The following is a 23866-nucleotide window of genomic DNA, read 5'->3' as shown; positions in this document are numbered from 1 at the left end:
GGGCCGGGGTGGGGTTGTTAGGCGGTTGCTTCGCGCAACCGTTGCCAGGCGAGGGCGGTGATCGCAGTCATCATCGCGCTGGCGATCCAGAACGGTGTGGTGATCTCCCAGACGCTGGCGAACAGTCCGCCGAGGAGAGAGCCGAGCGCGGCTCCGCCCAGATCCAGCAGCGCGTACACGCTGCCGACGCGACCGCGCAGTTGTGCGGGCACTATCCGCTGTCGGGCGGAGGCGACGGTGATACCCCAAACTGTGGCGTGGATGCTGAAGATCACCACGATGACCGCGGCCACCCAGGGTGTCGTCGTGGCCGCCAGGGCCAGATGCGTGACGACCTCGATGACCAGGCCGGCACGCAGCACGGTGGTGCTTCCGAAGGCTTGAGTGAGCTTGGCGGCGACTGTCGTTCCAAACAGGCCGCCGACCGCGAAGGCGGTCAGCAGGAAGCCGTAGCCAACGTCGGACAAACCTAGTCGCTGCCGGCAGTAGAGGACGAACACCGCGAACGCGGCACCGAATGCGATGTTGCCCAGGCCCATGCTGACGGCGAGGGTCCGCAGCAGCGGGTGTCGCCACAACCAGCGCACACCGGCTGCGATCTCGCCACGCAACGAGGCCCGCTGCTGGGGCTTCTCTGGTGCGGGAACCGGCCGGATACCGCCTATCAGTGCCGCGGCCACGGCGAACGTGAACGCGTCGAGCCCGAATGGCGCGGCGGCGGAAATGACGAACAACCAGGCGCCCAGCGGCTTGGCAACGAACTGGTTGCCGATGGTGAAGCTGGCGTAGAGCCGGGCGTTGGCGCTGGGCAGTTTCTCGGGTGCGACGACAGACGGGAGCAACGCGCTCATGGCGGTGTCCGCGAGGGTTTCTCCGGAACCGAGGAGGAAGAGCACCGTGTAGATGATGGCCACGGTGACGGTCTCGGTCGCGATGGTGGCCGCCAACCCGGCTAGGGCGACGGCGCGTACCAGGTTGACGGCTACGACCAGCTGGCGCCGGTCGAGCCGGTCGACGTAGGCGCCGCTGATCAGGGCGAACAGCAGCCAGGGCAACTGCTGGGCAAAGACGGCTCCGGCGATGAGGGCCGGATTGTCACTGACGGAGGCGACCAATAACGGGCCAGCGGCCATGGTGACGCCGTCGCCGATGTTGGACACCGCCGAGGCGGTCCACAGTTTGGTGAAGTCCGCGCCCAGACGCGCGGATACAAGGGCACGCAAAAGAGCTCCTCGAGCCAAGGAAGGGAAACGGTCGGCATGGGACCGTTCCGCGGCGAGGAGCACCGCACTGCCGGCACGATCACCGGCGGCGAACGATCAGTACGCGGTGTGCTCTCGCGGCGAAACGGGGACCGCGACCATGGCGAGGCGCATCTCAGCTCCTAACTGTGGATCAACATCCCGAGCAGGGTAACCAGGCTGCCGTTGCGAAGGAAGGGCTCGCCGCCGGAGAGGTGTGGTCGGATCTGGGCCTGGTCTTCGCCAGCACGATCGGCACGGCGATGGAACCGCGGAACGTCAACCGGCGCTTCGAGCACCTCCGCGTGGCAGCCGGGTTGGACTGGCTGCATCTGCACGACCTGCAGCACGCGTTCGCGTCTGCTGGGTGCCAAGTCCGGGTGTGATCGGGGGTCGGTGTCGACCTCGGTCTTGCCTGAAGGGCTTCGTGGATGTCCTGATGCTGCCCTACGTTGCGGCACAGTGGCCGGCGCTCGGCACCGTAGCCGAGTTCGAGATCGCCCATATGGATGAGCGGCCTCAGATCCGTCTGTGGCCCGTCAAGCCGAGCTACCGAGCGGATCATCCGGTAGCCTCGTTGTACAGCCATCCGTACAGCCAAGCCGGCCGACCACCCGGTCATGAGCGGACGCGAGCTGACGGGACGAGCAGGTCAAATGGCACCGGTCTACACCGGCCGACAGCAGTCTTGATTTTGCAAGGCAGGGGTTAGGGGTTCGAGTCCCCTGGGCTCCACCAGCACTTTCCTCGGTTGATCTCGGCGGCGAGTACAGCCAAGGGGTCACGCCGTCCCCTCCTCGCCCAGCACCCGATCAATGGCTGAGGCTGTCTGACGAGCCCGCGCCGGCAGGACATGGCCGTTGGTGTCGGCCGTCATCCGGATCGTGGAATACCCCAGAAGGTCCATGACGGTGCGCAGTTCCTCGCCCTGGTCGAGCAGGAACGTGGCGACCGGTCAGGCGTTGGCCTACATGCAGCTGCGCGCGTAGTGCACGCCGGTCGTCGGTGCTGTCATGGCCACCACCCACGACGCGATCATCGCAGCCCGCACCGTTAGTTTGGAAGGGTGCGCTCAACCGGCCGTGATGCCCGAAACGCCTGTGGCCGGCGGCAGAGCTAACTGCCCCTCGTGCCCGCTCATGACCGCTGCGCGCCGCGGTTACTGGCCCGTGGATGACCCACGACGCCAATGGAGGTAGCGGCGCGGACATGCCCCCGACCGGGACTGACGAAGTGATCAAGGCAGTATGAAGCGGTGTTAGAGAAGATCGAGAGAAGGCTTGTAGCAGCGGCTGAGGCTGTGGTTCGCTCGCCGTCCACCGGCGACGCGCACACCGTCGCTGCTGCAGCAATGGACGCCAACGGCGATATTTACAGCGGCGTCAACGTTTTCCACTTCACCGGCGGCCCGTGCGCCGAGCTCGTAGTCATCGGGTCGGCAGCGGCAGCCAACGCCCCGCCACTCATCACGATCGTGGCGGTAGGTGACGGCGACCGAGGTGTCATCGCCCCCTGCGGTCGGTGCCGACAGGTAATGCTGGACCTGCACCCCGATGTCTTCGTCATCGTTCCAACGGGCGACGGGCAGTTGGCTGCGAAGCCGGTCCGGGAATTGCTGCCCTTTGGCTACGTTGCACGGACCGGCTCGACCGCACCTCGGGTCGTCTACTTTCATCCGAGGCACTACGACACCATTTCCTCCGGGTTGAAGACGGCGACGGTCCGATTCCAGGATTCTGTCCAAACTGGGCCCGCCGTGTTCGTATTTGACGACGGGGAGAGCATTCGACGCCTCGACGCGGTTGTTGAAAAGGTCGAATCCCGCCGCCTTGACCATCTCACCGAGGAGGACGCACATCACGAGGCGCTGCCCGACAGCGACGCCCTGCGCGACGCCATCAAAACCCAGTACCCCATGCTGGGCGACGGGGACGTGGTCGACGTCGCTACGTTCCGGCTGACAGCAATATCGGCCCCCGACCCCCGACCCTCGGTCGAGCTACCCTCCAGCCGTAAGCCGTTGTAATCCCGCGGGTCCTAGGGCGGATCTCCTCGTCGGGCAGTCGTAGACCATCCAGTCTCCCCGGACGGGGCCAGGGTGGAGCGCCCTACCGGACGAGTCTCAATGGTCGTTGTCAAGGGTGGGGTTGTGCACCACATTGAGCCGATGCTGGGACGTCATCGACTCGACAAGCTGACGCCTGCCCATCTGACCTCCTTCTACAGGGATCGGCTCACGGTCCTGTCGGTCGGTAGCGTCCGGCGGCTGCACGCCAATCTCCGACGGGCGCTCAATGTCGCCGTCCGATGGCAGTTGATCCACGTCAACCCGGCTTCGCTGGTCGACCCCCCTCGTTGCCTCACGTAGAAGTCCGCCCCTACGCCCTTGGCGAGGCCCGGAGATTCCTCAAGGCCGTCGAAGGCCTGCCCCTGGAGGCCCGTTGGCTCATCGGGATCGCGCTGGGCTTCGGCAGGGCGAGGTTCTTGGCTTGCGGTGGGATGACCTCGACCTAGCCGCCGGCACGCTCCGGGTGCGAGGGCAGTTGCAACGCGATCCCGACACGGGCAGCTTGGTCTTCGTCGAGACGAAGACTGCGCGGTCCCGTCGGACGTTGCCGCTGCCGCCCACAGTGTTGGCGGCCCTACGCCGCCATCATGAGCGCCAGGCGGCCGAACGTTTCGACGCCGACAACTGGGCCGACCCGGGTCTGGTCTTCAGCGTCGGCACTCCGATCCACCCGCGCAACGACTACCGCTCATTCCGGGACATCATCCGGCAGGCCGGTCTGCGGCAGGTTCGGCTGCACGACCTACGGCACACGGCGGCGAGCGTCCTTCTCGCCCAGGGCGTGCCCGCTCGCGTGGTCATGGAGATCCTCGGCCACTCGCAGATGAGCGTGACCCTCAACATCTACGCCCACGTGGCCCCGGAGATCGAACGGGAAGCGGCGGCACGGCTGGAGGGGGCGCTGTGGTCGAGGGAGCGACATGTTGGCTGCTCGTTTGACTGCTCGGCTCTTGAGCGCCACGGAAAAGGCCCAGGTCATGATCGGCAATCAAGCCGGTGACCTGGGCCTTCCTATGGAGCCGCCTGACGGAATCGAACCGTCGACCTACGCACTACGAGATCAAAGTGGGCGACCCGGCGAGCTGGGCGGATGGGGTCCTAGCAGCGGAAACGCCTCTCGACATCTCACACCACTCCCCCGCCATCCGCCGACCTCTTGCGGACCAGATGCGGACTGCGCGTCCCTGAGTGTTCGGGATCGAATACGCGGCTATGGGGTTGGATGAATGCCTGGCGGAGTTGCTGGTCCAGCTCGGGGATCGCGGCCTGGTCGCCGTCGTCAAGATGGACGGCGAACGCCAACGGGGTCGCTGGACGGTGCTGGTGTCGGGCAAGCCGCTGGGCGGGGAACTCGTGCGGTGGGACGGCGACGACTTGGACGCCGGGCTGTCGGGGTTGATGGCCGCGCTTCGGGAGCGGGTTCCGGGACTGTTCGACTGAGCTACGGCCTGGGGGTTAGAAGAAGATCGCGGTTGGCTGATCGGACGGCTTTGCTCCTGGTCAGCCCGTCCGTCGTTGTCGGGCAGCGTCGGCGTCAGCGGGCGGGCTTGGCTGCACGGATGGCTTACAGCGACCTCTTCACGTGGAGCTTGCCGGAGCGGCCATGGCGTTGCTCTGAGCCATTCATCCTCAAGGATGCCGTAGATCACAAGATCGCCCCACTTGCCCCTGAGCCACGAGTGCTCTCGCAGGTGTCCCTCCTGCGGCATGCCCCAAGCGTTGGCATACGCGGGCCGAGGGGCCTTTCCTCGGTCGAGCTGCGCCCACACGCGGTGCATGCCCAGGTCTTCAAAGGCGAGCCGTACGAGGTCCCGCGCCGCCTCGGTCGCGTAGCCCCGACCGTGGAAATCGGGGTTGAAGACCCATCCGACCTCGCCTTGTCTGTCGCGCAACTTCCCGGCGCGGAACCTGACGTCGCCGATGACCCGCCCCTCAAGTTCCACAGCAAGCAGGATGCGGTCCCCGTCCTTGGCGATGTGGGTAGCTGACGTCCTGGCCGCCACGAAGGCTTCCACCGACGATTCGTCTAGCGGGTCATTCGTCAGGTACCGGCAGACGTCTTGCCGGCTGCGGTACGCAAGAATGTCCTTCTCATCCCCGTGACGTAGAGGCCGCAACAACAAGCGGTCAGTTGCACGCTGCATGGACCGCGACATTAGCGGATCTCCTCGTCTGGAAGGCGACTTGCTGCGTGCCGGGCACCAGGTGGTGCGGGTGCCGACCCGGCTGATGGCCGCGGCGCGTCGGGGGTTCGCGGCAGGCCGGCAAGTCTGATCCGACTGACGCGCTCGCGGTCGCGCACGTGGCGCTGCGCGAGGGTGGAGGGTGTGCCCGACGACGGCGGGATCGCCTGGTCGGCCCCAAAGGGGGATTGTGGAGCGTACGGCCGGCGGGCAGAATTCGACCGCCATGGCTGGCCCCGCCGTTCGGCGGGCGCTCGCCGACAAGCCGTCCGCAGGGACGTGCCGTCTCCGGTAGCACCCTCGTCCGACCGGTCCGAGGGTCGGCCTCTCCCCGCCCGGCGGTAACCACTCGCCCGGCGGGGCCCATCCATTCCACGGGGAGGGAATTAGTGCGAAAATTCGTGTCCGCGGTGGCGATCGCGGTGGGCGTCGCCGCCGGCGGTCTCGCGCCGACGGCGGCCCAGGCGGCGTCCGCCGCGCCGGCGGTGCTCTGGGCGAGCAGCGTCGAGGAGGAGCTGGGCCGAATCCAGGTCGGCGTGAGCGCCGACGCCGGGGTCGCCAGCATCAAGATCCACGTCATCTCGCCGGCGACCGAGCAGGAGGTCGCCGTCGTTGACTCGTTCCACCTGGTCAACGGCACCGAGCAGAACGGCTGGTGGCAGGCGGACGACGCGGTGATCCTGCCCGAGCTCGGCGCCTACCGGCTGGACTCGGAAATCATCGACGCCGACGGCGTGCACGTCGAGCAGCGGTCGGTCGGCTTCCTGGCGTACATGGTGAAGATGTTCTTCAAGGACCTCAAGGTCACCCGGACCGTCTCGTACGACAAGCGAAAGGTCACCGCCTCCGGTCGGCTGATGGGCCGGTGGCCCGGCACCGGCGACGTCAAGCCGGTCGAGAACTTCCCGATCGAGTTCGTCACCTGGTACGGCAACCCGGCCGACGGGGTCTCCGGAAAGGTCGGCCACTTCGCGCTGACCACGGAGGTCCAGTACGCCGACGAGGCCGGCTACCTCACCACGCTCTGGGACGACTCGCGGCGCTTCCACCTCCAGGCGTACGCCGACACCCAGGCCCCGGAGGTCCGGCTGGCGGACACCCGGATCACTGCGGACCTCGACCGCGACACCGTAATCAACGGTGAGCAGGTCACTCTCACAGGCGAGTTGAGCTGGAAGACGCCGCAGGAGTGGCGGCCGATGCCCGATGCTCCGGTCTACGTCTCGTACTGCGACACCCGCGACTACTGCACGCTGCTAGGCGCCACCAGCACGGACGGGCAGGGGCGGTACCAGGTCACGGTCAGCCCGTTCTGGGGTGGGACGCTGCGGGTCTCCACCTATAACCCGGACCCGTTCGTCACCACGGTCACCCACGTGGACAAGCAGGTGGTCGTGCTGGACCGCACGCAGTTCACCGACTTCTTCGGCGAGCGGAGCGCGGGCGGCCAGGTGTGGCTGCACGGGCACCTGCAGTTCCTGAACAACTCCACGCCCGGACAAATGCCGGTCGACATCCAGTTCTCTAAGGACGGCACCGCCGGCTGGCACACGGTCAGCTCGTTCGACATCTCGTACAACCCGACGAACCCGGAGGGGTATTCGTTCGAGGCGTTCCTCGACGAGCCGGGCCCCGGCTACTGGCGCGCGACGTACGCGGGCAGCGTGACCTCCTTCCAGAGCGCGGTGAGCGCGGTGGTCTTCGTCGACTAGACGTGCTGGTCCCGCAGAGCAGGCTCGGGCTTTCCGCCCGGGCCTGCTTTCTGCCGTGATTCCGGTGCTGCACAACTTCACGTTCGCCGACGTGAAGGGGTACAGCTCGTCCTTCGGCGACATAATGGGTTTCGACACCGCGGAGGACTGCATCGCCGAGATCGCCGCCAAGATCGCCTCGGCAGCCAGCGCGGTCTGCCATGGGTCGATGGATTGTTTGTCGAATGAAGCGGATCTCCTCGTCGGGCAGTCGCCAGACCGTCCAGCCTCCCCGGACGGGGACAAGGTGGAGCGCCTCACCAGCAGGCCGACCAAACGGGCATACCCAGATGTCTGGGATCTGCCCGGGGGGCAGGTCGAAGCGGGTGAGTCGGAACTACAAGCCCTCGCGCGTGAGATGCACGAGGCGGCCTGATCGGCCTCGCCGGCCGGCAACACCCCATCGACTACCACTTCGCCGGACAACGCGTCACCGTCCGACTCGACCGCGGCCTCATGCAGATCACCGCCGCCGGCGTCCTGCTGCGCAGCCTGCCCAACCCCCTCGCAGCGCCCAAGATCGCCACGATTTCGCGACGCCCGCCCCGCCGGACCCCACCCACCCCAGCACCCGAACCGCTGCGGGGTCCAACGCCGCGTCAGCAGCCGAGGAGCCCTCGCTATCGCCGGTCAACGCATCCACGTCGGCGTTGCCCAAGCCGGCTGCACTCTCACTGTCGAAGCCGCCGACACCACCTTCCGCTTTACGATGCCGACCAGCTGATCACCGAAGTGGCTCAATCCACCACCAAGGCCATCACTAGATTCAAAGCCCGTAAACCAGAGCCCCCGCGACGGGCAGTGGACAGAGCAGCGGGTCAACCCGCCGGTCCCACGCAGGGGCCAAGGCAAGGAGTAGCAGCTCCGTGAGCTTCCACATGCACCTGCGCGCCACGACCTCCAAGGAGGCCCCACAGGACTTCTCGTCGCTGCTTGACTTCATGTGGACCGCCTGGGAGGAGCACCAGCAGGAGTACACGGCTGGCATCGCCGATTCCATCGAGAAGGACTTCGGCCACGTCCACGAGCTCTACACCATGGGCGCGGACCAGGGCGACGCCACGAATGCCGCCCTGCCGATCTTCGGCGGCCGTCACATACACAGCCCGACAAAGGACGAACCGCCGTTCGTCATACTCAACCCGGCCGAGGTGCGCGGGGTAGCGGAGTTCCTCCGGACCGTTTCGTTCGACGAACGCTGGCAAATCGTGGGGACGGAGCTCTCCAAGCCGTACATCGGGTGGGAGGACAAGAACGCGGCCAGGAACGTCTTCCTCGGCTACCACAACGACCTGCGCACCTTCTACGGACGAGCCGCGCTAGCGGGACACTCCGTGATCAAAGCCTTTTGGTATTAGTACTCCAGCCGGGGATCGTGATCACGGCTCGATGAGGGCTTGTCGGGCGTAGTGGCTGGTCATGGCTCTGGCTTGGTGGCGGCGTCGGCGGATGGACCAGGAGAGCGGGTCGCAGCGTCGGCGGGCGGGTTCGGTGATCAGAACGTGGAACAGGTGGCGTAGCTCGTTGACGGTCAGCGGGATCAGCCCGACCGGCTTGTAGCGGTTGCGGTGGTCGGCGGTCGCGGCGGCGAGGAACGCGTGGGCGAGGATGGCCAGAGTGGTCCAGCGGTGCCAGGAGGCCCAGCGGCGGTGTTGGTGCTGGTCCAGGCCGAGGCCGGTCTTCGCGGCCTGGAACGATTCCTCGATCTTCCAGCGTCGGCCGGCGACCGCGACGAGAGTGCCGAGCGTGACGAACTCGGGTGCCCAGCAGCGGTAGAAGGCCAGCTCACCGGTGCGGCGGCTGCGGCGGATCAGCAGCCAGTGGTGCCCGCCCTGGCCGTCGGTGGCGTGGGGCAGGGCGATGAAGGACCAGTCGTAGTAGCGGTGGCCTTTCGCGCCCTGACCAGCGGACACCCGCTGCCAGGCGGTGGCGGGAAGCTCGGCGGCGAGAGCGTCGACGCGGTAGACGCCGAGGCCGGTGATCACCTGATGTGAGCAGGCCACGGCCAGGACATAGGCGAGTCGCAGCTGACGCAGCCGGGCGGCCAGGCGGGGATCGTTGCCGTAGGCCTCGTCGCCGGCCGCCCACCGGCACGGCAGCCCAGCGGTGACCGCGGCCTCGATCATGTGGGTCGCCAGCTGCGGTTTGGTCGCGAAGCGCACCTGCTCAGGAACACCGGCCTCGGCGCGGCGATCGGGATCGTCGCACCACGACTTCGGCAGGTAGAGGGCCGTGTCGAGCATCGCGTGAGCAGTCTCGGTGGCATAGACCAGGTGCACGGCGAGCTGACAGTTCTCGATCTTCCCGGCCGTGCCCGAATACTGCCGCTGCACACCGACGGTGTGCCGGCCCTTCTTCAGATCACCCGTCTCGTCAATGACCAGCACGGCCTCGACATCACCGAGATGCTCACCGACGAACTCGCGGACATCGGCACGAACCTCGGCGTCGTCCCACATCACCCGGGTCAGCAAGTCCTGCATCCCGTCCGGGCCAGCGTCCCCGGCGTGCTCGGCGATGGTCCAGCAGTTCTTCCGCGGTAGCGGCGCCAACAGCCCTCGAACGAAGTCACGCACCCGGCGACGCGGCTCGGGCCTGCGGAAACGCTGCCCAACCGTCAACATCAGATCGTCGAACAACACACGCCACCGCTGGGCGTCTACCCTGTATCCGGCAGCCACCGCTGCGTCATGGTCAGTCCACACAACCGTCCATGATCGACGGTGGCTGCCCCCGTACCCACACCGCATCGAACCGCAGCTCAGCCAAGGTCAACATCCCCGGCTGGAGTATTAGGCGCGTCAGGCAACGCGGCGCAGAACGAGCTAGCCGCTCGACACGCAACGGGGACTACCCTCACACAAGATCGACTAGCCGGACGTGTCGCCCACGTCGGCTAGACAATCGTTGTGTGGCGCGGCGTTCGAGCAGGTCTGGATCAGCCTTGCCGTGGTTGGAATGATCTAGACGTGAAGGCTGATGACACAGGTCGCCCCAACCTGCGCGAGGTACGCGAGTACCACGCAACGCGGCTTAACCAAGCCCTGCGACGGCCGGGGATGTGGGGCGACGAGATCACGTTGCGACTGTTCATGGATGCGGTGGCCTTCGTCGACGGGCTCGACGAGGTCTGGCAGGCGGAGTGGAAGCGGCTCGAAGCGCGAGGTGCGTTCACCTCGCTTGGCGTGCACGGTGCGTTCGCCAAGATCCTGCCCAACTACCGCGACGACGGCGCAGCGGTGGCCTCGATCTACGCCGGCATCGCCTGGCGCCTTGGCTGGCTCACGGTCGATCGGACCCTTCCCGCCGACGACCTCTGGCGGTTACGCGACGAAGCTATCCGTTGGAGTGCCCGAGACCGCGACCTCGATGAGGTCCTGGCCGAACTCGGGGCACCCTCCGTGCTGCTTGGCGGCAGCAATCCCCGCTATCCCAAAACCCTGGCCTACGCCGCCAACGGCGCCACTGGGCTGATCTGCCTGCACTTCGCCAGCACCTACGACTGGAACACCACGCAGCCGCAGTCAGAATCCCGGCCGGTGCTTCTGGCGATCCGCCACGACGACGGTGCGTTCATGGACTCCTCCACCTTCACCCCGACCGGCACCGCCTACCGCTGACATCTACCCCGCCGGTTACCGTGCGCGCTACCCGCGGCCAGCGGCGGAGAAGTACCCCACTGACCTGGTCGCCGTGGCCCATGATGAGGTCGTGACGACATGTGGGCGCTGCGGTTCGCCGGTCCCGCGTTGGCACCGGCGCGCTGGCGCCGCCGCCACCGGCGCGGCTGCCGGCGGTGCATCGGCGGTCGGTGTCGTCAGTCTCGGCGCCCTGGCCGTCGGCGCACTGGCCGTGGGTTCCGTCGCCGTCGGTGCTATGGCAATCGGGCGCCTGGTGGTCCGCCGCGCGGCCGTACGACACCTGCAGCTCCGTTCGGTACGCGTCGGTCGGCTGGAGATCGACGCTCTTGTTGTAGGGGACGATGGGGGACGTACGTCCCACAGCAATCCCGATGCTCCTCTGGACGTCAACCCGTGACTCCTTGACCCCAGGCACCAACACAGCCGCCCGACCTGCTCCCCCGCTACAAATGCGGGGGTGTCCCGGCCGGTGCACCGCCTTGGATACTCAGCCCGCACAGTTGTAACCGGGTCGGCGCGCCGGCGGGTGTTCAGTGGTTCGACGTCACCTGGAAGCAGGCGACGTCGTACTGCGCAACGGATTTGGGTTCTTCGAGTTCTGCGGCTGTTCCCCCGCGTAGTAGGCACCCGGCGATGCCGCCGTCCGGCCTGAACGGCAGACTCATGAGCATTGCCGGCCGCTGGTCGTGTGTCGGGGATCTCCGGGCCGGCCGGTTGTCCGCCCGCCGTCCGGTGCGTCAGTCTCAGCGGATGGTCATCCTGCTCAGCGCGTTCGGCATCGTGCTGCTCGGCGCCTTCGCCCAGGCGGTCAGCGGCTTCGGGTACGCGCTGGTGACCGTGCCGTTGCTGGCCGCCGCCGTTGACCCGCGCGCCGCCGTGGTGGTGTCGGCGCTGACCGGCATCGGGCTGACCGTCACCGCGGCCATCCGGGAACGCGCCCACGCCCGGTGGCAGGTCGCGGCGGCACTCACCGCCACCGCCCTGCTCGGCCTGCCGGCCGGCCTGCTGGTTCTCGCGCTCGCGCCGGAGCGGCTGTTGAGCGCGCTGATCGCGGTCGTGGTGCTCGGCTGCGCCGCGCTGGTCTGGTCCAGGGCACGGATCCGCACCGGACGGATCGGTCTCGGGGCCATCGGCGTCCTCGTCGGGGTGCTGACCGCCGCCACCGGGACGAACGGGCCGCCGCTGGTCGCCGCTTTCCAGTCGCTCGGCTACGATCCGCGCACCTTCCGGGCCACCCTGGCGGCGACCTTCTCGGGCACCAGTCTGATGGGGCTGACGGGGTTCCTGCTGGCCGGTCAGATACACGCCGATGTGGTGCGGATCTCCCTCGTGGCGCTCCCCGCGGTGCCGCTGGGCTGGTGGCTGGGAAACCGACTGTTCCACCGCATCGACCCCGTGGTGTTCCGACGGATCGTGCTGTTCGGGCTGCTCGGCAGCGCCGGTGCCGCGCTCGCGAGCATGGCCGGCTGAGCCGGTCGTCCACGGACCCCTTCGACTGGTCAGCGGAAGTCGCGTGCCGGGGCTACCGGCGGCTCGGTTCCGCCGAGCCGGTCACCGGTGAGGCTGGTTACTCCTCGTGCCGCTGCAATCCGCCGTGCATCACCCGCGCTCACGCTCGAGCGTCAGATCGTGCGCAGCCAGCGTTTGGCGAGTGTCGCGATAAGCGCCGCTGCCGCGGCGGCGAGGATCTCAACGACTATCTTGACGAGAATTGCGCTCATGGTGCTCAGCTTCCGGTTGGTCTGCGCTGGTCCGGGTGGGCCCCCGGCCAAGGAAACATAGACAGGCCAGGCTAACGAGAGGTGTAGGAAGGATGACTGTTCAGGACCGGACCGGCGTCATTGGCCCGGCTCAGCGCCTCCACCCTCGTCGCTGGCGGCCGCTTGCGTGTCAAGCAAGGATCACGCAGCGTTAGCCTGCTCATATGCCTGTGCTGACCTGCGGGAACGGTCCGTCAGAGTTCGTGGACGTTCGCTGTCGGACGCTGCCGTTGTCACTGACTTGGGACTGCCCGGGTTTGGTTGACTCGCGGGGTTGAGCGTCATGGAGCAGCGATTTCACGCGGTAGTGGAGTGCGTGGGCGGCACTGCGAAGACTGAGGTCGCCGCCCGGTATGGGGTGTCGCGGCAGCCGATCCACAACTGGCTGGCTCGGTATGCCGCCGAGGGCGTCAGGCGCGGCCGGCAACGCGTGGCCGTCGCGTTGGCCGCCGTGCCGTATCTGGCGGTGGCGGGCTGGCTGCTCGGCTCCCCGGTCGTGGCCGGCCCGCTCTGCCCCTGGCAAATCGGCGATTACCGGGTAATGCGGGTCTTTCCTGACTACGGTAGCTGCGGAGGCGATGCCGGTGACGATGGAAGCAGAGCGCACACTGCCCGCGGAGGAGCTCACCCGACTGGGTGAGCTCGCCGCCCAGCTCCGAGTGGATGCGATCCGGTGCAGCACCAGGGCGGAATCGGGGCATCCGACCTCGAGTCTGTCCGCCGCGGACCTGCTCGCGGTGCTGATCTCCCGGCACCTGCGTTACCAGTGGACTGACCCGCGCGGTCGGACCAACGATCACCTGATCTTCTCCAAGGGCCACGCCTCGCCGCTGTTGTATGCGGTCTTCAAGGCGGTGGGCGCGATCACCGATCAGGAGTTGGTCGAGACCTACCGCCAGTTCGGGTCGCGCCTGCAAGGGCACCCAACGCCGGCCCTGCCCTGGGTCGACGTGGCCACCGGGTCGCTCGGTCAGGGACTGCCCGTCGGGGTCGGGATCGCGCTCGCCGGCCGGTACCTCGACCACCTGCCGTTCCACGTGTGGGCGCTGTGCGGCGACAGCGAGATGGCCGAGGGCTCCATCTGGGAGGCGCTGGACAAGGCGGGCCACTACGGGCTGCGCAACCTCACCGTGATCGTCGACATCAACCGGTTCGGGCAGCGGGGTCCGACCGAGTTGGAATGGGACCTGGACACCTACCGCCGCCGGGTCGAGGCGTTCGGCTGCCAGGCGCTCGTCATCGACGGCCACGACCTGGCCGCGATCGACGAGGCGTTCGGCCGGGCGCGGCAGGCGACGGGTCCGACCGTGGTGCTCGCCCGGACGGTCAAGGGCAAGGGGGTGCCGGAGGTCGAGGACCAGCCCGGGTGGCACGGCAAGCCGCTGAAACCCGACATGGCCGAGCGGGCCGTAAAGGCTCTCGGCGGGGTACGCCAGATCCGCGTCACCGGGCCGCAACCCGAGTCCGCCCCGCCCGCTAGTGCCCCCGCCGGCGAGCCGCCCACGCTGCCGCGCTACGACAAGGGGGCGAAGGTGGCCACCCGGAACGCGTACGGTGACGCGCTGCGCGCGCTGGGCTCGCGGCCGGACGTTGTCGCCCTAGACGGTGAGGTCAGCGACTCCACCCGCGCCGACAAGTTCGCCGAGGCGTATCCCGACCGGTTCTTCGAGATGTTCATCTCCGAACAGCAACTAGTCGCCGCCGCGGTCGGACTGCAGGTACGCGGCTATCGGCCCTTCGCCGCGACCTTCGCGGCGTTCTTCTCCCGCGCCTACGACTTCGTGCGGATGGCCGGCATCTCCCGGGCCGACATCGCCCTGTCCGGGTCGCACTGCGGGGTGGAGATCGGGACGGACGGTCCCTCGCAGATGGGGCTGGAGGACCTAGCGGCCATGCGCGCCGTGCAGGGGTCGACGGTGCTGTATCCCAGCGACGCCGTGTCCTGCGCGGCCCTCGTCGCGCAAATGGTCGACCGCAAGGGCGTCAACTACCTGCGCACCACCCGAGGCAAGTACCCGGTGCTCTACGACAACGAGGACCCCTTCCCGGTCGGCGGCAGCAAACTGCTCCGCGGCGGCGACGACGACGACGTCGCGCTGATCGGCGCCGGGGTCACGGTGCACAACTGCCTCGCCGCCGCCGACGAACTGGCGCGCGAGGGGATCAAGGCCCGGGTCATCGACCTGTATTCGGTCAAGCCGCTGGACCGGGACCGATTGCTCGACGCCGTCCGGGCCACCGGCGGTCGGCTGCTGGTCATCGAGGATCACTACCCGGAGGGTGGCATGGGGTCGGCGGTCCTGGAGTCCCTGGCCGACCTCGCCGAGCCGGTGCGGGTGAAGCACCTGGCGGTACGGGGCCTGCCCACCTCCGGTACCCCGACCCAGCTGATGGACCAGGCCGGGATCGGGGTGAGCGCCATCGTCGCGGCGGCACGCGCCATGGAGGCCCCCGGCCACTGACGCGGCGGGCGCCGTTTCAACCTTGGAGGCGCGGGTAGACGCAGCATTCGCGGCAGGAAGGGGTTCGAGGTGAACTACACGGAGTTCATCCAGTCGGTGGCGACGCGACCGAAGATGTCACCGACCCTGGCCGAGCCGATCACCCGTGCCACGCTCGCGACGTTGGCGGAGCGGCTCAGCGGCGGCCAGGCACGGGATCTCGCCATGCAGCTTCCCGAGGAGCTGCGGGGGGACCTACGCAAACCCGACGAGCAGGCCGAACCGTTCGAGCTTCCCGAGTTCTTCGAGCGGGTGCAGCAACGCGCCGCGGTGGAGTTCCAGACGGCGACCGACGGGGTGCGCGCCGTGCTGGACACGCTGCGGGACGCGGTCAGCGCGAAGGAGTACGAGGATTCCATCGCCCAGTTGCCGAAGGAGTTCTGGCAGCTGACGGGGCCGGCGGCCACCCGGCTCGAACCCCGCCGGATTGGCACGTAGGCCCGGCCCGCGTCACGCCCGCAGCCGGACCTCGGCGGAATCGCGGTCGCTACGCAGCCCCTTGCAGCAGGGGTGGCGCAGCCGGCGGTCGCGCGTCCAGGAAGGCGACGTCCCCGACCAGGACCGGGTCGACCCAGACGGCATGGCGGGCGTGTTCGCGCGGCACCAGCGAGGCGAACGGCGGGTTCGGCCGACGCAGCGGCTCCAGGCGTTGCTGCAGATCGCGCAGCACGGTCTGGGTGAAGCCCGTGCCGACGTGTCCGATGTAGGCCAACCTGTCCTGCTCGTCGTCCATGCCGAGCAGCAGGAAGCCCAGGTACCCGAAGAACAGGAACATGCCCGCCACCATGCCTCGCGGTCGGTTGGCTGGGCCGCACAAAACCGCACCTCAGAGGCCAGGACCAGGTCTCCGAGCGGCACAGGCCCGTTTCAGCACATCGTGGACATCGACTGCTCCACGGGCGTGGGACGTGCATATGCTCCGGGCAACGGTCGCCCACCTTCAGGGGGCACACCATGCTCAAGACCCCCACAACGAGCCAGAATCTTCGTCACTTTCCCGTCGAAGCCCAGCGGATGGCCGACGCGGCGATCCAGGAGCGCGAGGAGCGCCTCCGGACGATCAGTAAAGAGCGCAACCGCAAGGCCGCGGAGGTGGCGGCCGGCGCCAGTGACCGGCTGCGTCGCCTGCTGGGGGACGACAACTGGGCGGACCTGACGACGCTGATGCGCCAGGAGCGGCTGGCGCTTCGTGACCTGCTCCAGCCGCCGCACGGCTTGGAGTGACCTTCGCGGACCTGAACGAGGCCCGCAAACAGAAGGCCGACGCGCTTCTCCGCGCCCGGAAGGTCCGGCGTGACGAGCTTGCCGAGATCAGGGAGGACTACCACGAGGCGATGGCCGACGTCCTCGCCCCGGTGGATGCGCACGTCACCCCGGGCTTCCACCTGTCCAGCCACCTCGACGGGTGGCTGAGGCTGTCCCCGTTCCACGCGCACGCGCTTCCGTGGGGGGTCATCATCCCGGACGGCGATCCGGGCCCACACCGGTGGGAGGTCCACCGTCCGCCGTTCTTCGGGTTCAACTTCGGCTTCGTCCCGGTACGCAATGACAACTTCATCGTCGATCGGGTGCACACGTTGAATCCGTCGCTCGGAGACGTCGGCATCACCGTCACGATGGACAACAGCGACGCCGGCGACTTCGACTACGCCTCGGGCGACGGCTTCAGCGCGATAGCCTTCTCCTTCACGCCGCCGACGGCAGGTCTGGTCGAGGTGCTCATCGACGCCCAGTCCGTTGAGGCGACGCACCGGTTGAGGACGGAGAACGAGTGGGGGTGGTCGAACTCCACCACCGGCCAGGGCAACTTCCTGATGCTCGACGTCCTGCATCCCAGCGTGGCCGAGCCGTCGTACGCCCAGATGTCAGCCTTCCACCTGCAGACCGACGACGATTCCAGCCATGTCCGCGAGAACCTGACCCGGGGTGCCCATTACTTCGCGCACCTGTTCAGCGCCGGACCGGTGCCCGCGAATGAGCCCGTGATCGTATGCGCGGGGACCCGGTCATTCGACTTGAGCGGCACCAACGACGTCTCCATCCACAGCAGGTCTGACTTCCGATGGTTCATCAGCTCAGTGGAGGTGCGGATCTCGCCATAGCCGGCATCCTTGGCGGTGGCGTACGACGTCGGCATCATCAGGGGACGGCTGCATCTCGGAGTGCGGCACCGCGTACGCGAAAATCCACACACGTCCGGCCCGCGGCCTGCCCCTTCCGCCGCGCGATCTCGCGGAGTTCTCCCACGCGTTCCTCTTCGGACCTCGGCCCCGGCTCATCGGTCAGCAGCCGCCTAGCGGCCCCGCCGCCCCGGATGTCCAGTGCAGCAAGGCGCAGGCGCCGAAGGATTCGCTCAGTCCGGTCATCCGGGGCAAGCAGCCACACCGCGGCGCACGCGTTCTCCAGCGCCGCGCGGGCAATGGAGTAGGGGACGTACATGTGCATCATCTGGGCGTCCTTCAGCAGCGTGCGCAGGCAGTTCAGGTGGTCGACGGCGTGGGACAGCGAGTGCCAGGCGGCATGGCTCATCCCGTGCGGGTGCGTCTCCTTGTCGTCGCGGCTCAGCGCGCTGCGCTCCTGGGGGCGTTCGTAGTGCCCACCGGGGTCCATGCGCTGGAGCCAAGGCTCGATCCGGTCGAGGTGACGGAACATCTCCCCGAATAGCCGCCGCTCCGCGTCTTCTGCCGTCAGGGGGGGCTGATCCTGTTCGCGCTTCAGGATGGCCCCCTGCGCTTCGGGGAGCTGCGGCGGGCCGTCACTGGCATCAGCGAACGGGTCCTCATCCTGCAGCTACGGGAGATGGAGACCGCCGGCCTGCCGCACCGCGAGCTCTATCACCAGGTCCCGCCGAAGGTGGAGTACTCGTTCACCGAGTTCGGCCACTCGCTCAACGCCGCGATGGCACCGCCGGGCGAGTGGGGCGAACATCACATGGAGCGCATCGAGGCCATCCCCTGGGACCAGGGATCCCGCGTGGTCTCCTCATAACCCAGCGATCCACCCGCCCGCTAAGACAGCAACGCTGACAGACATCCCATGAGGTTTGGGTGTCAAGCAGCGGCCGGTTGGTCGTGCCAGTACGCGGCCACCAGCAATACCCGATCGGCGAGGTCGAGAGAAAACTGCCTGCCCGGCCGGCCATCAGCGATCGCGTCACCACCACGCTCAGCGACCAGCCTGACCAGCCTGCGGAACTGGGCGGGCTGCAGCCCGGTGAACGGGAAGATCCACTCCGGGTGGGCTGCCGAGATCACCTGCACCCCGACATGATCCACCATGGACCGGCCGTCGAGCTACGAGACATCCCTTAGCCAGCTAATCTAGGTGGTGATGACGGTGGTTGCCGTGGGCAGGAAAGCCCGGCCCGCATCGTCGGGTTTTCGGCGTGATGGTCGTGATTGAGCAGTACCGCGTCGAGCGGTCCGAGTGCCGACGGCTGGACGGCGGGGCACGGCCTTCTCGCGGGAGGCCGCGCCCCAGCCGAACGAGTAGCGGCGTCCGGACGGATCGAAGGTGGGGTCGGTGCGTAGGCGACATCCGGCCGTCTCGATCAGCACGGTCGGCCCGCCGATGTGGTTCAGCCGGGCCTCACCGGGCGTGCCGCAGCGCCCAGTCGAGTGCCGTGTCGGCGACCTGTTCCCAGCCGGGATCGACGCAGGTCCAGTGGGATCGGCCGGGGAACTCGATGTAGCCGGTGATCGTGCCTTCGCCCTTGTAGTGGTGGGCGTTGGACTTGTTCACCGACGGCGGCATGGTGTGGTCGGACCCTCCGGCGATGAACAGCAGCGGTGCCCGGTCGGCGTTGCGGAAGTCGACCCAGGTCTCCTGCTTACCGGGTTTGAGATTGGCCAGCAAACCGTGCCACACCCAGCTGCCGGACGCCGGAATGGCGTACCGCTCGTAGGCGGCCTTCGAGTCCTCGGCCGACAGGGTGTTGGTGAACGCGTAGTGCCACTGTTCGGGCGTGAGACCCGCGGCCTGGTGGCGCTTGGCCGGGTTGTTCAGGATCGGGAACAGCGACTTGATCTGCGACGGCGGCGTGACCTGGATGCCTTCCGGCGGCGCGGAGTCGATGACGACACCAGCGGCGCCGTGCCCGCGGTCGAGCAGCAGTTGGGTGAAGGTTCCGCCGAACGAGTGCCCGATGAGGATCGGCTTCTCGTCCAGGCTGGTGATGACCCTCTCTAGGTGGGCGATGGTCTCCGGCACGGTGACCGTGGCGATCGGTGTCGGGTCGGCGCGCAGCGCCTCCACCTCGACGTCGAAGCCCGGGTACGCGGGCGTAAGCACCCGGTGGCCCTTGCTCTCGTAGTACGGGACCCAGTGTTCCCAACTGCGCGGGGTGAGCCAGAGGCCGTGGATGAGGACGATGGTACTCACTTGGTTTATCCCTTCAGGGTTGTACTACGAGGCGTAGTAAATACTACCGAGTGTCGTAGAAGAGTCGGCAGGGGGTCCCCGAACTCCAGCAGGTCGCGGCCGAGCTGGTCCTTGTGCGTTCGGTGATGCCGTGCGACGTCGACGAGGTCGCCGACCGGATACCCACCGCCGAGTGGCAGCAGCACAGCCGCGGCCCGGGCGCGAAAGATCCCCGCGACTACCTGTGGGCCTAGATCACGACCGTCCCTCACTCCGCCCGGTTGACGACGGCGACGTTCAGGAGGTAGACGCCTGGTTCGGTGACGACCTCACCGACCGCCCGATCCCGGTGGCTCGCCGCAGGCGACCGGGCTGCTGGTCGCCTCCTGGCCCCTCGACGCGAACTGGCTGCATCGTGGCCTGGTCGGGCTGCTCCCGAGGTCACGGGCTCTGCTGAAGCTTGGCTCGGCCTGGTTCGGCTGGCACGGTTGCTGTACTTCGCTGCGGTACTGCTGGCGTCAGACGGGGCGCTGGCTGCGGACCTTCGGGCGCTCGTTCTTGAGGTGGCCTTGCTTGTGCTGACGAACCTGCTCGTCCCAGACCTCCTGGTCGTAGTCAGGGTCCGGCGGGATCCACTTGTGGGAGCCGTCGCTGTAGTGGAACTTCTCGTCCCGGGGCCGAAGGATGCTCACCGGGTCCAGCCGAGGAACCGGTGGTGCAGGTGACCGGCGGGGACGTTGGCCAGGTCCTGGGCGGCGTCGACGAGTTGGGCGGCCAGGTAGAGGGCGACGGATACCTGGGCTCTGTCGTACGAGACGCGCGGCACTGGACCCCCTAGAGCATGAAGTCGATGGCAGGGCATCCGGTCCGGAACTGAGCCCCAGACCGTCTCCAAATCACCGTAATGACGTAGGACTGTAGATACAATAAGATGTAGAGCTGTTGGACACGTAGCGTCACAGCCGTGATCGACCCGAGCGCAGACCGCGCCGTGTTCCGGCAGCTCGCAGACCTTCTGCGAGACCGGATCACGTCTGGCGACCTTGCGCCCGGCGCATCGCTGCCGAGCGAGCTGCGGCTAGCTCAGGAGTACGGGCTGAGCCGCACGAGCGTCCGACAGGCGATAGCGCTACTTCGGTCGGAAGGGCTCGTGATCGTGGAACCGCCGCGAGGCACCTTCGTCCGCGCTATGGAGCCGACCGAGACGGTGACGCTCCTCAAGGGCGATACCGCCTCCGCCCGGATGCCAACCCCGGCGGAGCGACGCGAGCTGGAGATCGGCGAGGGCGTCCCAGTCATCGTGATCTTCCGCGCAGACGGCTCCCGGGAGCTGTACGCCGCCGATCGCATCCGCGTCGGCCGCTGACCGACGCATTACGAGTCCGTCCCCGTCCGCTGGTCCACCGCCTGATCCTGCCGCTTGACATGGCGTCCCTGTCCGCGATCGTCCGCTCGCGTTCGCCGGTTTGGCTGCTCCGTTGGCTGCTCCTGGTAGAACCAGACCACTGCGTGGGGAAGCTCATCCGCAACACGTGCCGCCAGCAGACGTCCCTCAGCGGCGAAGGCTGCATCCTCTTCTGCCGTAACGGGTCTGCTGTCATTTGGATCGGCGATGTTGACCATGGCCTCGGACCATTGCCGCCAAGACGCCAACCGCCCCACGAGGCTGGCGGATAGCCCGAGCGTTGCAGGATCCCGCGGCCCGTAGACGCTATTGCGGTCGTCACGGACCCACAGGGGCCAGCATCCGTAGTCGTCCATCACCTTGATCAGCACTGTGTGAGGGTACGTTGAGGATTTTCCAGGCGCCTCGGGCAGGATTCGAACCTCCGACACACGGTTTAGGAACGGAATAGCGCTCGTCGGCCGGACCGGTCTCCTACCAGGACAGATGCCTGATCACTCGCTCGCCTTCCCGCTGATCATTCCGCGCATATTCCGGATCTTGCCCGTCTCGTCAGCCCCCTCGGAGCTGGTGGGCTCTGCTTGGTTTGAACCAGTGACCCCTTCGGTGTGAACAAGGTCAGGTCGGGGCCCCGACATGCATCGACAACTATTTGCGCTGCTTCGAGTGGGGGCAGTCGTCGGCATGCTTGGGTGCGGACGGGTCTCGCTAGTGCCCTGACCACAAACGTTGGCCGGGTTGGGTGACACACCGGGCCGGGTCCGCTGCGTGGACCCGGGGCCGGTCAAGGCTGTGTAGGTGGCAGAACCCGTTCGAGTACGCCGATTGAGCGATCCAGAAGGCCAGAAGCTGCAACGCCTCGTGCGTCGCGGGACCGGTTCAGCGGTCCGGCTGCGCCGGGCGATGGTCGTGCTGGCCTCCGCCGGCGGCAACAGCGTGCCGGTCATCGCCCGGCTGGTCCAAGCCGACGAGGACTCCGTCCGTGGTGTCATTCACCGGTTCAACGAGATGGGAATGCCCAGCCTGGACCCTCAGTGGGCGGGTGGCCGTCCCCGCCAGATCAGTCCTGACGACGAGCAGTTCATCGTCTCGACGGCCAACACCCGCCCGACCAAACTCCGGCGCCCATTCACCCGCTGGAGTATCCGCAAACTCGCCGAGTACCTGGCCACCAACCCCGACCGGAGCGTCCTGGTGGGCCGCGAACGACTGCGGCAACTCCTGCGCAAACACGAGATCACCTTCCAGCGCACGAAGACGTGGAAGGAGTCGAACGACCCGCAACGTGAGGCGAAACTGGCCCGCATCGAGCACGTCATGCACCACTTCCCGCACCGGGTGTTCGCGTTCGACGAGTTCGGGCCGCTGGCGATCCGACCGCAGGCCGGGTCCGGATGGCAGCGCAAAAACCATCCGGACCGGCTGCCTGCGAACTACCACAAACTGCACGGCGTCCGGCAGTTCCACGGCTGCTACTCCGTCGGTGACGACACCATGTTCGGCGTCATCCACCAGCAGAAATCCGCGGCCAACACCCTCGCCGCCCTGAAATCGATCCGCGCGAAACGGCCGGACGGCGCCCCGATCTACGTCATCCTCGACAATCTGTCCGCGCACAAAGGCGCCGCCATCCGGCAGTGGGCGACCCGGAACAAGGTCGAGCTCTGCTTCACCCCGACCTACGCATCCTGGGCCAACCCGATCGAGGCCCACTTCGGCCCGCTGCGCACCTTCGTCATCGCCGGATCCGACCACCAAAACCACGTCGCCCTCGGTCGCCACCTGCATCAATACCTACGCTGGCGCAACGCCAACGCCCGCCACCCCGACGTCCTGACCGCTCAACGCCGCGAACGCGCACGCGTCCGCAGCGAACGACAACACCGCTGGGGCCACCCCGCAGCCAAGGCCGCCTAACCAACCCGGCGAACGTTTGTGGTCAGGGCACTAGCAAGATCGTCTCCCAGATTTCTCCCGACGACCATCGTGGCGCAGCAGCGCGACGATGCGGCACTATGCACCATGCGTGTCGGACAGGCCGGCATGACGCGAGCCGCCCGCCCCTTCCTGCGCAGCCCGCTCGATCTTCGCCCGGTACGCCTCGCGGGCCACCGTGTCGATCTGCTCCTCGTACTCAGGCCTCACCCCGGTGCGGCCATCGAGTTGCTCACGCAGGATGTCGGCGTGTCCGGCATGCCGGGTGGTCTCCTGAAGGACGTGGATCATGATGGCGAACAGCTTGACGTCCGACCGCGACCACCACGGCACGTGGCCGGGCGCGTCGAGGGGAAGCGCTTGAATCGTCGCGTCCGCATGCCCCCAGGCACGCTGATAGAAGCCGATGATCTGTTCGCGGGTCTCGCCCGGGGTCACCCACAGGTCGCTGCCGTCCGCGTCCTGCCATCGCCCCAGCGCATCCGGGGACGGGCGGCCGAAGACCTCACCGAAATACCAGGCCTCCAACGTCGCCATGTGCTTCACCAGGCCGAGGAGGTTGGTCCCCGTCGCTGTCAGGGGACGCCGGATGTCGTACTCGGACAGGCCGTCGAGCTTCCAGAGCAGTGCCTCCCGGATCCCCTTGAGCCGGCCATGCAGGCAGTCCTTCGCGAAATCATCGATCATGGGACACGAGCTTGCCATCCGACAGCGAGCGGAGCCCTTCAGGGACCTCACAGCGCCGTGGTTCGCGAGGCCACGAACCAGGTACGCCTGGCGTGCCTGCTGACCGCCTGCACCCGGCTGCTGCGCCCCGGCGGTTGCCTCGTGCTCATCGTCGCGGTCCCCGCCGGCACCATCGGGACGCCGGAAAACTTCAGCCCTCTCGCCGCCGCAGCGGCGAACGTCGGGCTGGGGTATCTGCAGCACATCGTCGCGGTCACCGCCGACACCGACGCGGACACCTTCGCCTACCACGTCACCGACGCAGAACTCCTCGCCCTCGCCTAAGAGATGGCCGG

26 protein-coding genes and 4 pseudogenes are annotated in these 23866 nt (G+C 67.6%); 19 read left to right on the top strand and 11 right to left on the bottom strand.

All coding sequences use genetic code 11. The features are described from left to right. Positions 1-17 precede the first annotated feature (17 nt). A complete protein-coding gene (locus BUS84_RS36290) occupies positions 18-1223 on the bottom strand; it encodes an MFS transporter (protein WP_074311797.1) in 1206 nt (401 codons plus the stop codon). A gap of 167 nt (positions 1224-1390) precedes the next feature. Here BUS84_RS36290 and BUS84_RS36285 point away from each other — a divergent pair, with 167 nt between their 5' ends. From BUS84_RS36285 to BUS84_RS36265, 4 genes are all read left to right on the top strand, one after another. After that, positions 1391-1627, top strand: a complete 237-nt coding sequence (locus BUS84_RS36285; RefSeq protein WP_244298517.1) for a hypothetical protein — start codon at positions 1391-1393, stop codon at positions 1625-1627. Between the two features lie 869 nt (positions 1628-2496). Further along, positions 2497-3267, top strand: a complete 771-nt coding sequence (locus BUS84_RS37995; protein WP_143728631.1) for an ASCH domain-containing protein — start codon at positions 2497-2499, stop codon at positions 3265-3267. 415 nt (positions 3268-3682) lie between these two features. Continuing rightward, positions 3683-4309: a site-specific integrase gene (locus tag BUS84_RS36270; protein ID WP_074318765.1), complete on the top strand. Its 627-nt coding sequence runs from the start codon at positions 3683-3685 to the stop codon at positions 4307-4309. Positions 4310-4521: 212 nt separating this feature from the next. Next, a complete protein-coding gene (locus tag BUS84_RS36265) occupies positions 4522-4749 on the top strand; it encodes a hypothetical protein (RefSeq protein WP_074319383.1) in 228 nt (75 codons plus the stop codon). Between the two features lie 323 nt (positions 4750-5072). On the opposite strand, the pseudogene BUS84_RS41415 reads toward BUS84_RS36265, so the two are convergent. Then, positions 5073-5453, bottom strand: a pseudogene (locus BUS84_RS41415) (GNAT family N-acetyltransferase); the annotation flags it as partial. A gap of 19 nt (positions 5454-5472) precedes the next feature. Between BUS84_RS41415 and BUS84_RS40480 the strand changes: the two are divergent. The 4 genes and pseudogenes from BUS84_RS40480 to BUS84_RS36250 form a co-directional block, all read left to right on the top strand. Then, positions 5473-5626, top strand: a pseudogene (locus tag BUS84_RS40480) (IS110 family transposase); the annotation flags it as partial. 255 nt (positions 5627-5881) lie between these two features. Next, positions 5882-7204, top strand: coding sequence for a hypothetical protein (locus BUS84_RS38520; RefSeq protein WP_159451116.1), 1323 nt, complete (start codon positions 5882-5884; stop codon positions 7202-7204). Between the two features lie 55 nt (positions 7205-7259). Beyond that, positions 7260-7619, top strand: a complete 360-nt coding sequence (locus BUS84_RS40475) for an NUDIX domain-containing protein (RefSeq protein ID WP_244298853.1) — start codon at positions 7260-7262, stop codon at positions 7617-7619. A gap of 490 nt (positions 7620-8109) precedes the next feature. Continuing rightward, complete coding sequence (locus BUS84_RS36250; RefSeq protein WP_074318763.1) at positions 8110-8601, top strand: DUF1877 family protein; 492 nt, start codon at positions 8110-8112, stop codon at positions 8599-8601. 21 nt (positions 8602-8622) lie between these two features. On the opposite strand, the gene BUS84_RS36245 is transcribed toward BUS84_RS36250, so the two are convergent. Further along, the gene (locus BUS84_RS36245) at positions 8623-9867 is read right to left on the bottom strand and encodes an IS701 family transposase (protein WP_167627102.1); all 1245 of its coding nucleotides are present in this window, start codon (positions 9865-9867) and stop codon (positions 8623-8625) included. A 345-nt stretch (positions 9868-10212) separates the two neighbouring features. Between BUS84_RS36245 and BUS84_RS36240 the strand changes: the two genes are divergently transcribed. From BUS84_RS36240 to BUS84_RS36215, 5 genes and pseudogenes are all read left to right on the top strand, one after another. Continuing rightward, entirely contained in the window at positions 10213-10863 is a 651-nt protein-coding gene (locus tag BUS84_RS36240; RefSeq protein WP_143728630.1) for a hypothetical protein, read from the top strand. 771 nt (positions 10864-11634) lie between these two features. Further along, positions 11635-12354: a sulfite exporter TauE/SafE family protein gene (locus tag BUS84_RS36230; protein WP_074318761.1), complete on the top strand. Its 720-nt coding sequence runs from the start codon at positions 11635-11637 to the stop codon at positions 12352-12354. A gap of 573 nt (positions 12355-12927) precedes the next feature. Continuing rightward, positions 12928-13059, top strand: a pseudogene (locus BUS84_RS41410) (helix-turn-helix domain-containing protein); the annotation flags it as partial. Positions 13060-13234: 175 nt separating this feature from the next. Next, positions 13235-15106 (top strand): transketolase, encoded by a 1872-nt coding sequence (locus BUS84_RS36220; RefSeq protein WP_074318759.1) that lies wholly within the window; start codon positions 13235-13237, stop codon positions 15104-15106. A gap of 69 nt (positions 15107-15175) precedes the next feature. Then, the gene (locus BUS84_RS36215) at positions 15176-15583 is read left to right on the top strand and encodes a DUF2267 domain-containing protein (protein WP_074318758.1); all 408 of its coding nucleotides are present in this window, start codon (positions 15176-15178) and stop codon (positions 15581-15583) included. A gap of 49 nt (positions 15584-15632) precedes the next feature. Here BUS84_RS36215 and BUS84_RS36210 read toward each other — a convergent pair whose 3' ends face one another. Continuing rightward, entirely contained in the window at positions 15633-15920 is a 288-nt protein-coding gene (locus BUS84_RS36210; RefSeq protein ID WP_208869819.1) for an ATP dependent DNA ligase, read from the bottom strand. Positions 15921-16099: 179 nt separating this feature from the next. Here BUS84_RS36210 and BUS84_RS36205 point away from each other — a divergent pair, with 179 nt between their 5' ends. After that, a complete protein-coding gene (locus BUS84_RS36205) occupies positions 16100-16369 on the top strand; it encodes a hypothetical protein (RefSeq protein WP_143728629.1) in 270 nt (89 codons plus the stop codon). Beyond that, positions 16366-17247 (top strand): hypothetical protein, encoded by an 882-nt coding sequence (locus tag BUS84_RS36200; protein ID WP_074318755.1) that lies wholly within the window; start codon positions 16366-16368, stop codon positions 17245-17247. The genes BUS84_RS36205 and BUS84_RS36200 overlap by 4 nt, the downstream gene beginning before the upstream one ends. Positions 17248-17284: 37 nt before the next feature. On the opposite strand, the gene BUS84_RS36195 is transcribed toward BUS84_RS36200, so the two are convergent. Further along, the gene (locus BUS84_RS36195) at positions 17285-17797 is read right to left on the bottom strand and encodes a hypothetical protein (protein WP_074318754.1); all 513 of its coding nucleotides are present in this window, start codon (positions 17795-17797) and stop codon (positions 17285-17287) included. Positions 17798-17842: 45 nt separating this feature from the next. Here BUS84_RS36195 and BUS84_RS36190 point away from each other — a divergent pair, with 45 nt between their 5' ends. Then, the gene (locus tag BUS84_RS36190; RefSeq protein WP_074318753.1) at positions 17843-18133 is read left to right on the top strand and encodes a winged helix-turn-helix transcriptional regulator; all 291 of its coding nucleotides are present in this window, start codon (positions 17843-17845) and stop codon (positions 18131-18133) included. A gap of 86 nt (positions 18134-18219) precedes the next feature. Here the strand turns inward: BUS84_RS36190 and BUS84_RS36185 are convergent. From BUS84_RS36185 to BUS84_RS37975, 4 genes and pseudogenes are all read right to left on the bottom strand, one after another. Then, a pseudogene (locus BUS84_RS36185) lies at positions 18220-18405 on the bottom strand (IS5/IS1182 family transposase); the annotation flags it as partial. A 328-nt stretch (positions 18406-18733) separates the two neighbouring features. Beyond that, positions 18734-19525: an alpha/beta hydrolase gene (locus BUS84_RS36180; RefSeq protein ID WP_074318752.1), complete on the bottom strand. Its 792-nt coding sequence runs from the start codon at positions 19523-19525 to the stop codon at positions 18734-18736. 497 nt (positions 19526-20022) lie between these two features. Further along, entirely contained in the window at positions 20023-20196 is a 174-nt protein-coding gene (locus BUS84_RS38810; protein ID WP_167627091.1) for a hypothetical protein, read from the bottom strand. Further along, positions 20193-20330, bottom strand: coding sequence for a hypothetical protein (locus BUS84_RS37975; protein WP_425293483.1), 138 nt, complete (start codon positions 20328-20330; stop codon positions 20193-20195). Before BUS84_RS37975 ends, BUS84_RS38810 begins: the two co-directional genes overlap by 4 nt. A gap of 138 nt (positions 20331-20468) precedes the next feature. Between BUS84_RS37975 and BUS84_RS36175 the strand changes: the two genes are divergently transcribed. Further along, entirely contained in the window at positions 20469-20870 is a 402-nt protein-coding gene (locus BUS84_RS36175) for a GntR family transcriptional regulator (protein ID WP_074318751.1), read from the top strand. Between the two features lie 8 nt (positions 20871-20878). On the opposite strand, the gene BUS84_RS37970 is transcribed toward BUS84_RS36175, so the two are convergent. Continuing rightward, entirely contained in the window at positions 20879-21280 is a 402-nt protein-coding gene (locus BUS84_RS37970; RefSeq protein ID WP_143728628.1) for a hypothetical protein, read from the bottom strand. A gap of 427 nt (positions 21281-21707) precedes the next feature. On the opposite strand from BUS84_RS37970, the gene BUS84_RS36170 reads away from it, so the two are divergent. Then, a complete protein-coding gene (locus BUS84_RS36170) occupies positions 21708-22826 on the top strand; it encodes an IS630 family transposase (RefSeq protein ID WP_074308194.1) in 1119 nt (372 codons plus the stop codon). Between the two features lie 96 nt (positions 22827-22922). On the opposite strand, the gene BUS84_RS36165 is transcribed toward BUS84_RS36170, so the two are convergent. Continuing rightward, positions 22923-23531, bottom strand: a complete 609-nt coding sequence (locus tag BUS84_RS36165) for a DinB family protein (RefSeq protein WP_074318750.1) — start codon at positions 23529-23531, stop codon at positions 22923-22925. A gap of 57 nt (positions 23532-23588) precedes the next feature. Here BUS84_RS36165 and BUS84_RS36160 point away from each other — a divergent pair, with 57 nt between their 5' ends. Then, on the top strand, positions 23589-23855 hold the full coding sequence (locus BUS84_RS36160) for a hypothetical protein (protein WP_425293482.1): 267 nt from the start codon (positions 23589-23591) through the stop codon (positions 23853-23855). The last annotated feature ends 11 nt before the right edge of the window (positions 23856-23866 follow it).

This window comes from Micromonospora cremea (assembly GCF_900143515.1).
Taxonomy (GTDB): domain Bacteria; phylum Actinomycetota; class Actinomycetes; order Mycobacteriales; family Micromonosporaceae; genus Micromonospora; species Micromonospora cremea.
Note: the sequence above shows the minus strand (reverse complement) of the source record. Positions and strands in the feature narration are given on the sequence as shown.

Coding starts and splice junctions, on each gene's coding strand:
- BUS84_RS36230 (WP_074318761.1), top strand. CDS start 11,635: ATGGTCATCCTGCTCAGCGCGTTCGGCATCGTGCTGCTCGGCGCCTTC.
- BUS84_RS36195 (WP_074318754.1), bottom strand. CDS start 17,797: ATGTTCCGTCACCTCGACCGGATCGAGCCTTGGCTCCAGCGCATGGAC.
- BUS84_RS36245 (WP_167627102.1), bottom strand. CDS start 9,867: ATGTTGACGGTTGGGCAGCGTTTCCGCAGGCCCGAGCCGCGTCGCCGG.
- BUS84_RS36205 (WP_143728629.1), top strand. CDS start 16,100: ATGCTCAAGACCCCCACAACGAGCCAGAATCTTCGTCACTTTCCCGTC.
- BUS84_RS36220 (WP_074318759.1), top strand. CDS start 13,235: ATGGAAGCAGAGCGCACACTGCCCGCGGAGGAGCTCACCCGACTGGGT.
- BUS84_RS36210 (WP_208869819.1), bottom strand. CDS start 15,920: ATGTTCCTGTTCTTCGGGTACCTGGGCTTCCTGCTGCTCGGCATGGAC.
- BUS84_RS36265 (WP_074319383.1), top strand. CDS start 4,522: ATGGGGTTGGATGAATGCCTGGCGGAGTTGCTGGTCCAGCTCGGGGAT.
- BUS84_RS36165 (WP_074318750.1), bottom strand. CDS start 23,531: ATGATCGATGATTTCGCGAAGGACTGCCTGCATGGCCGGCTCAAGGGG.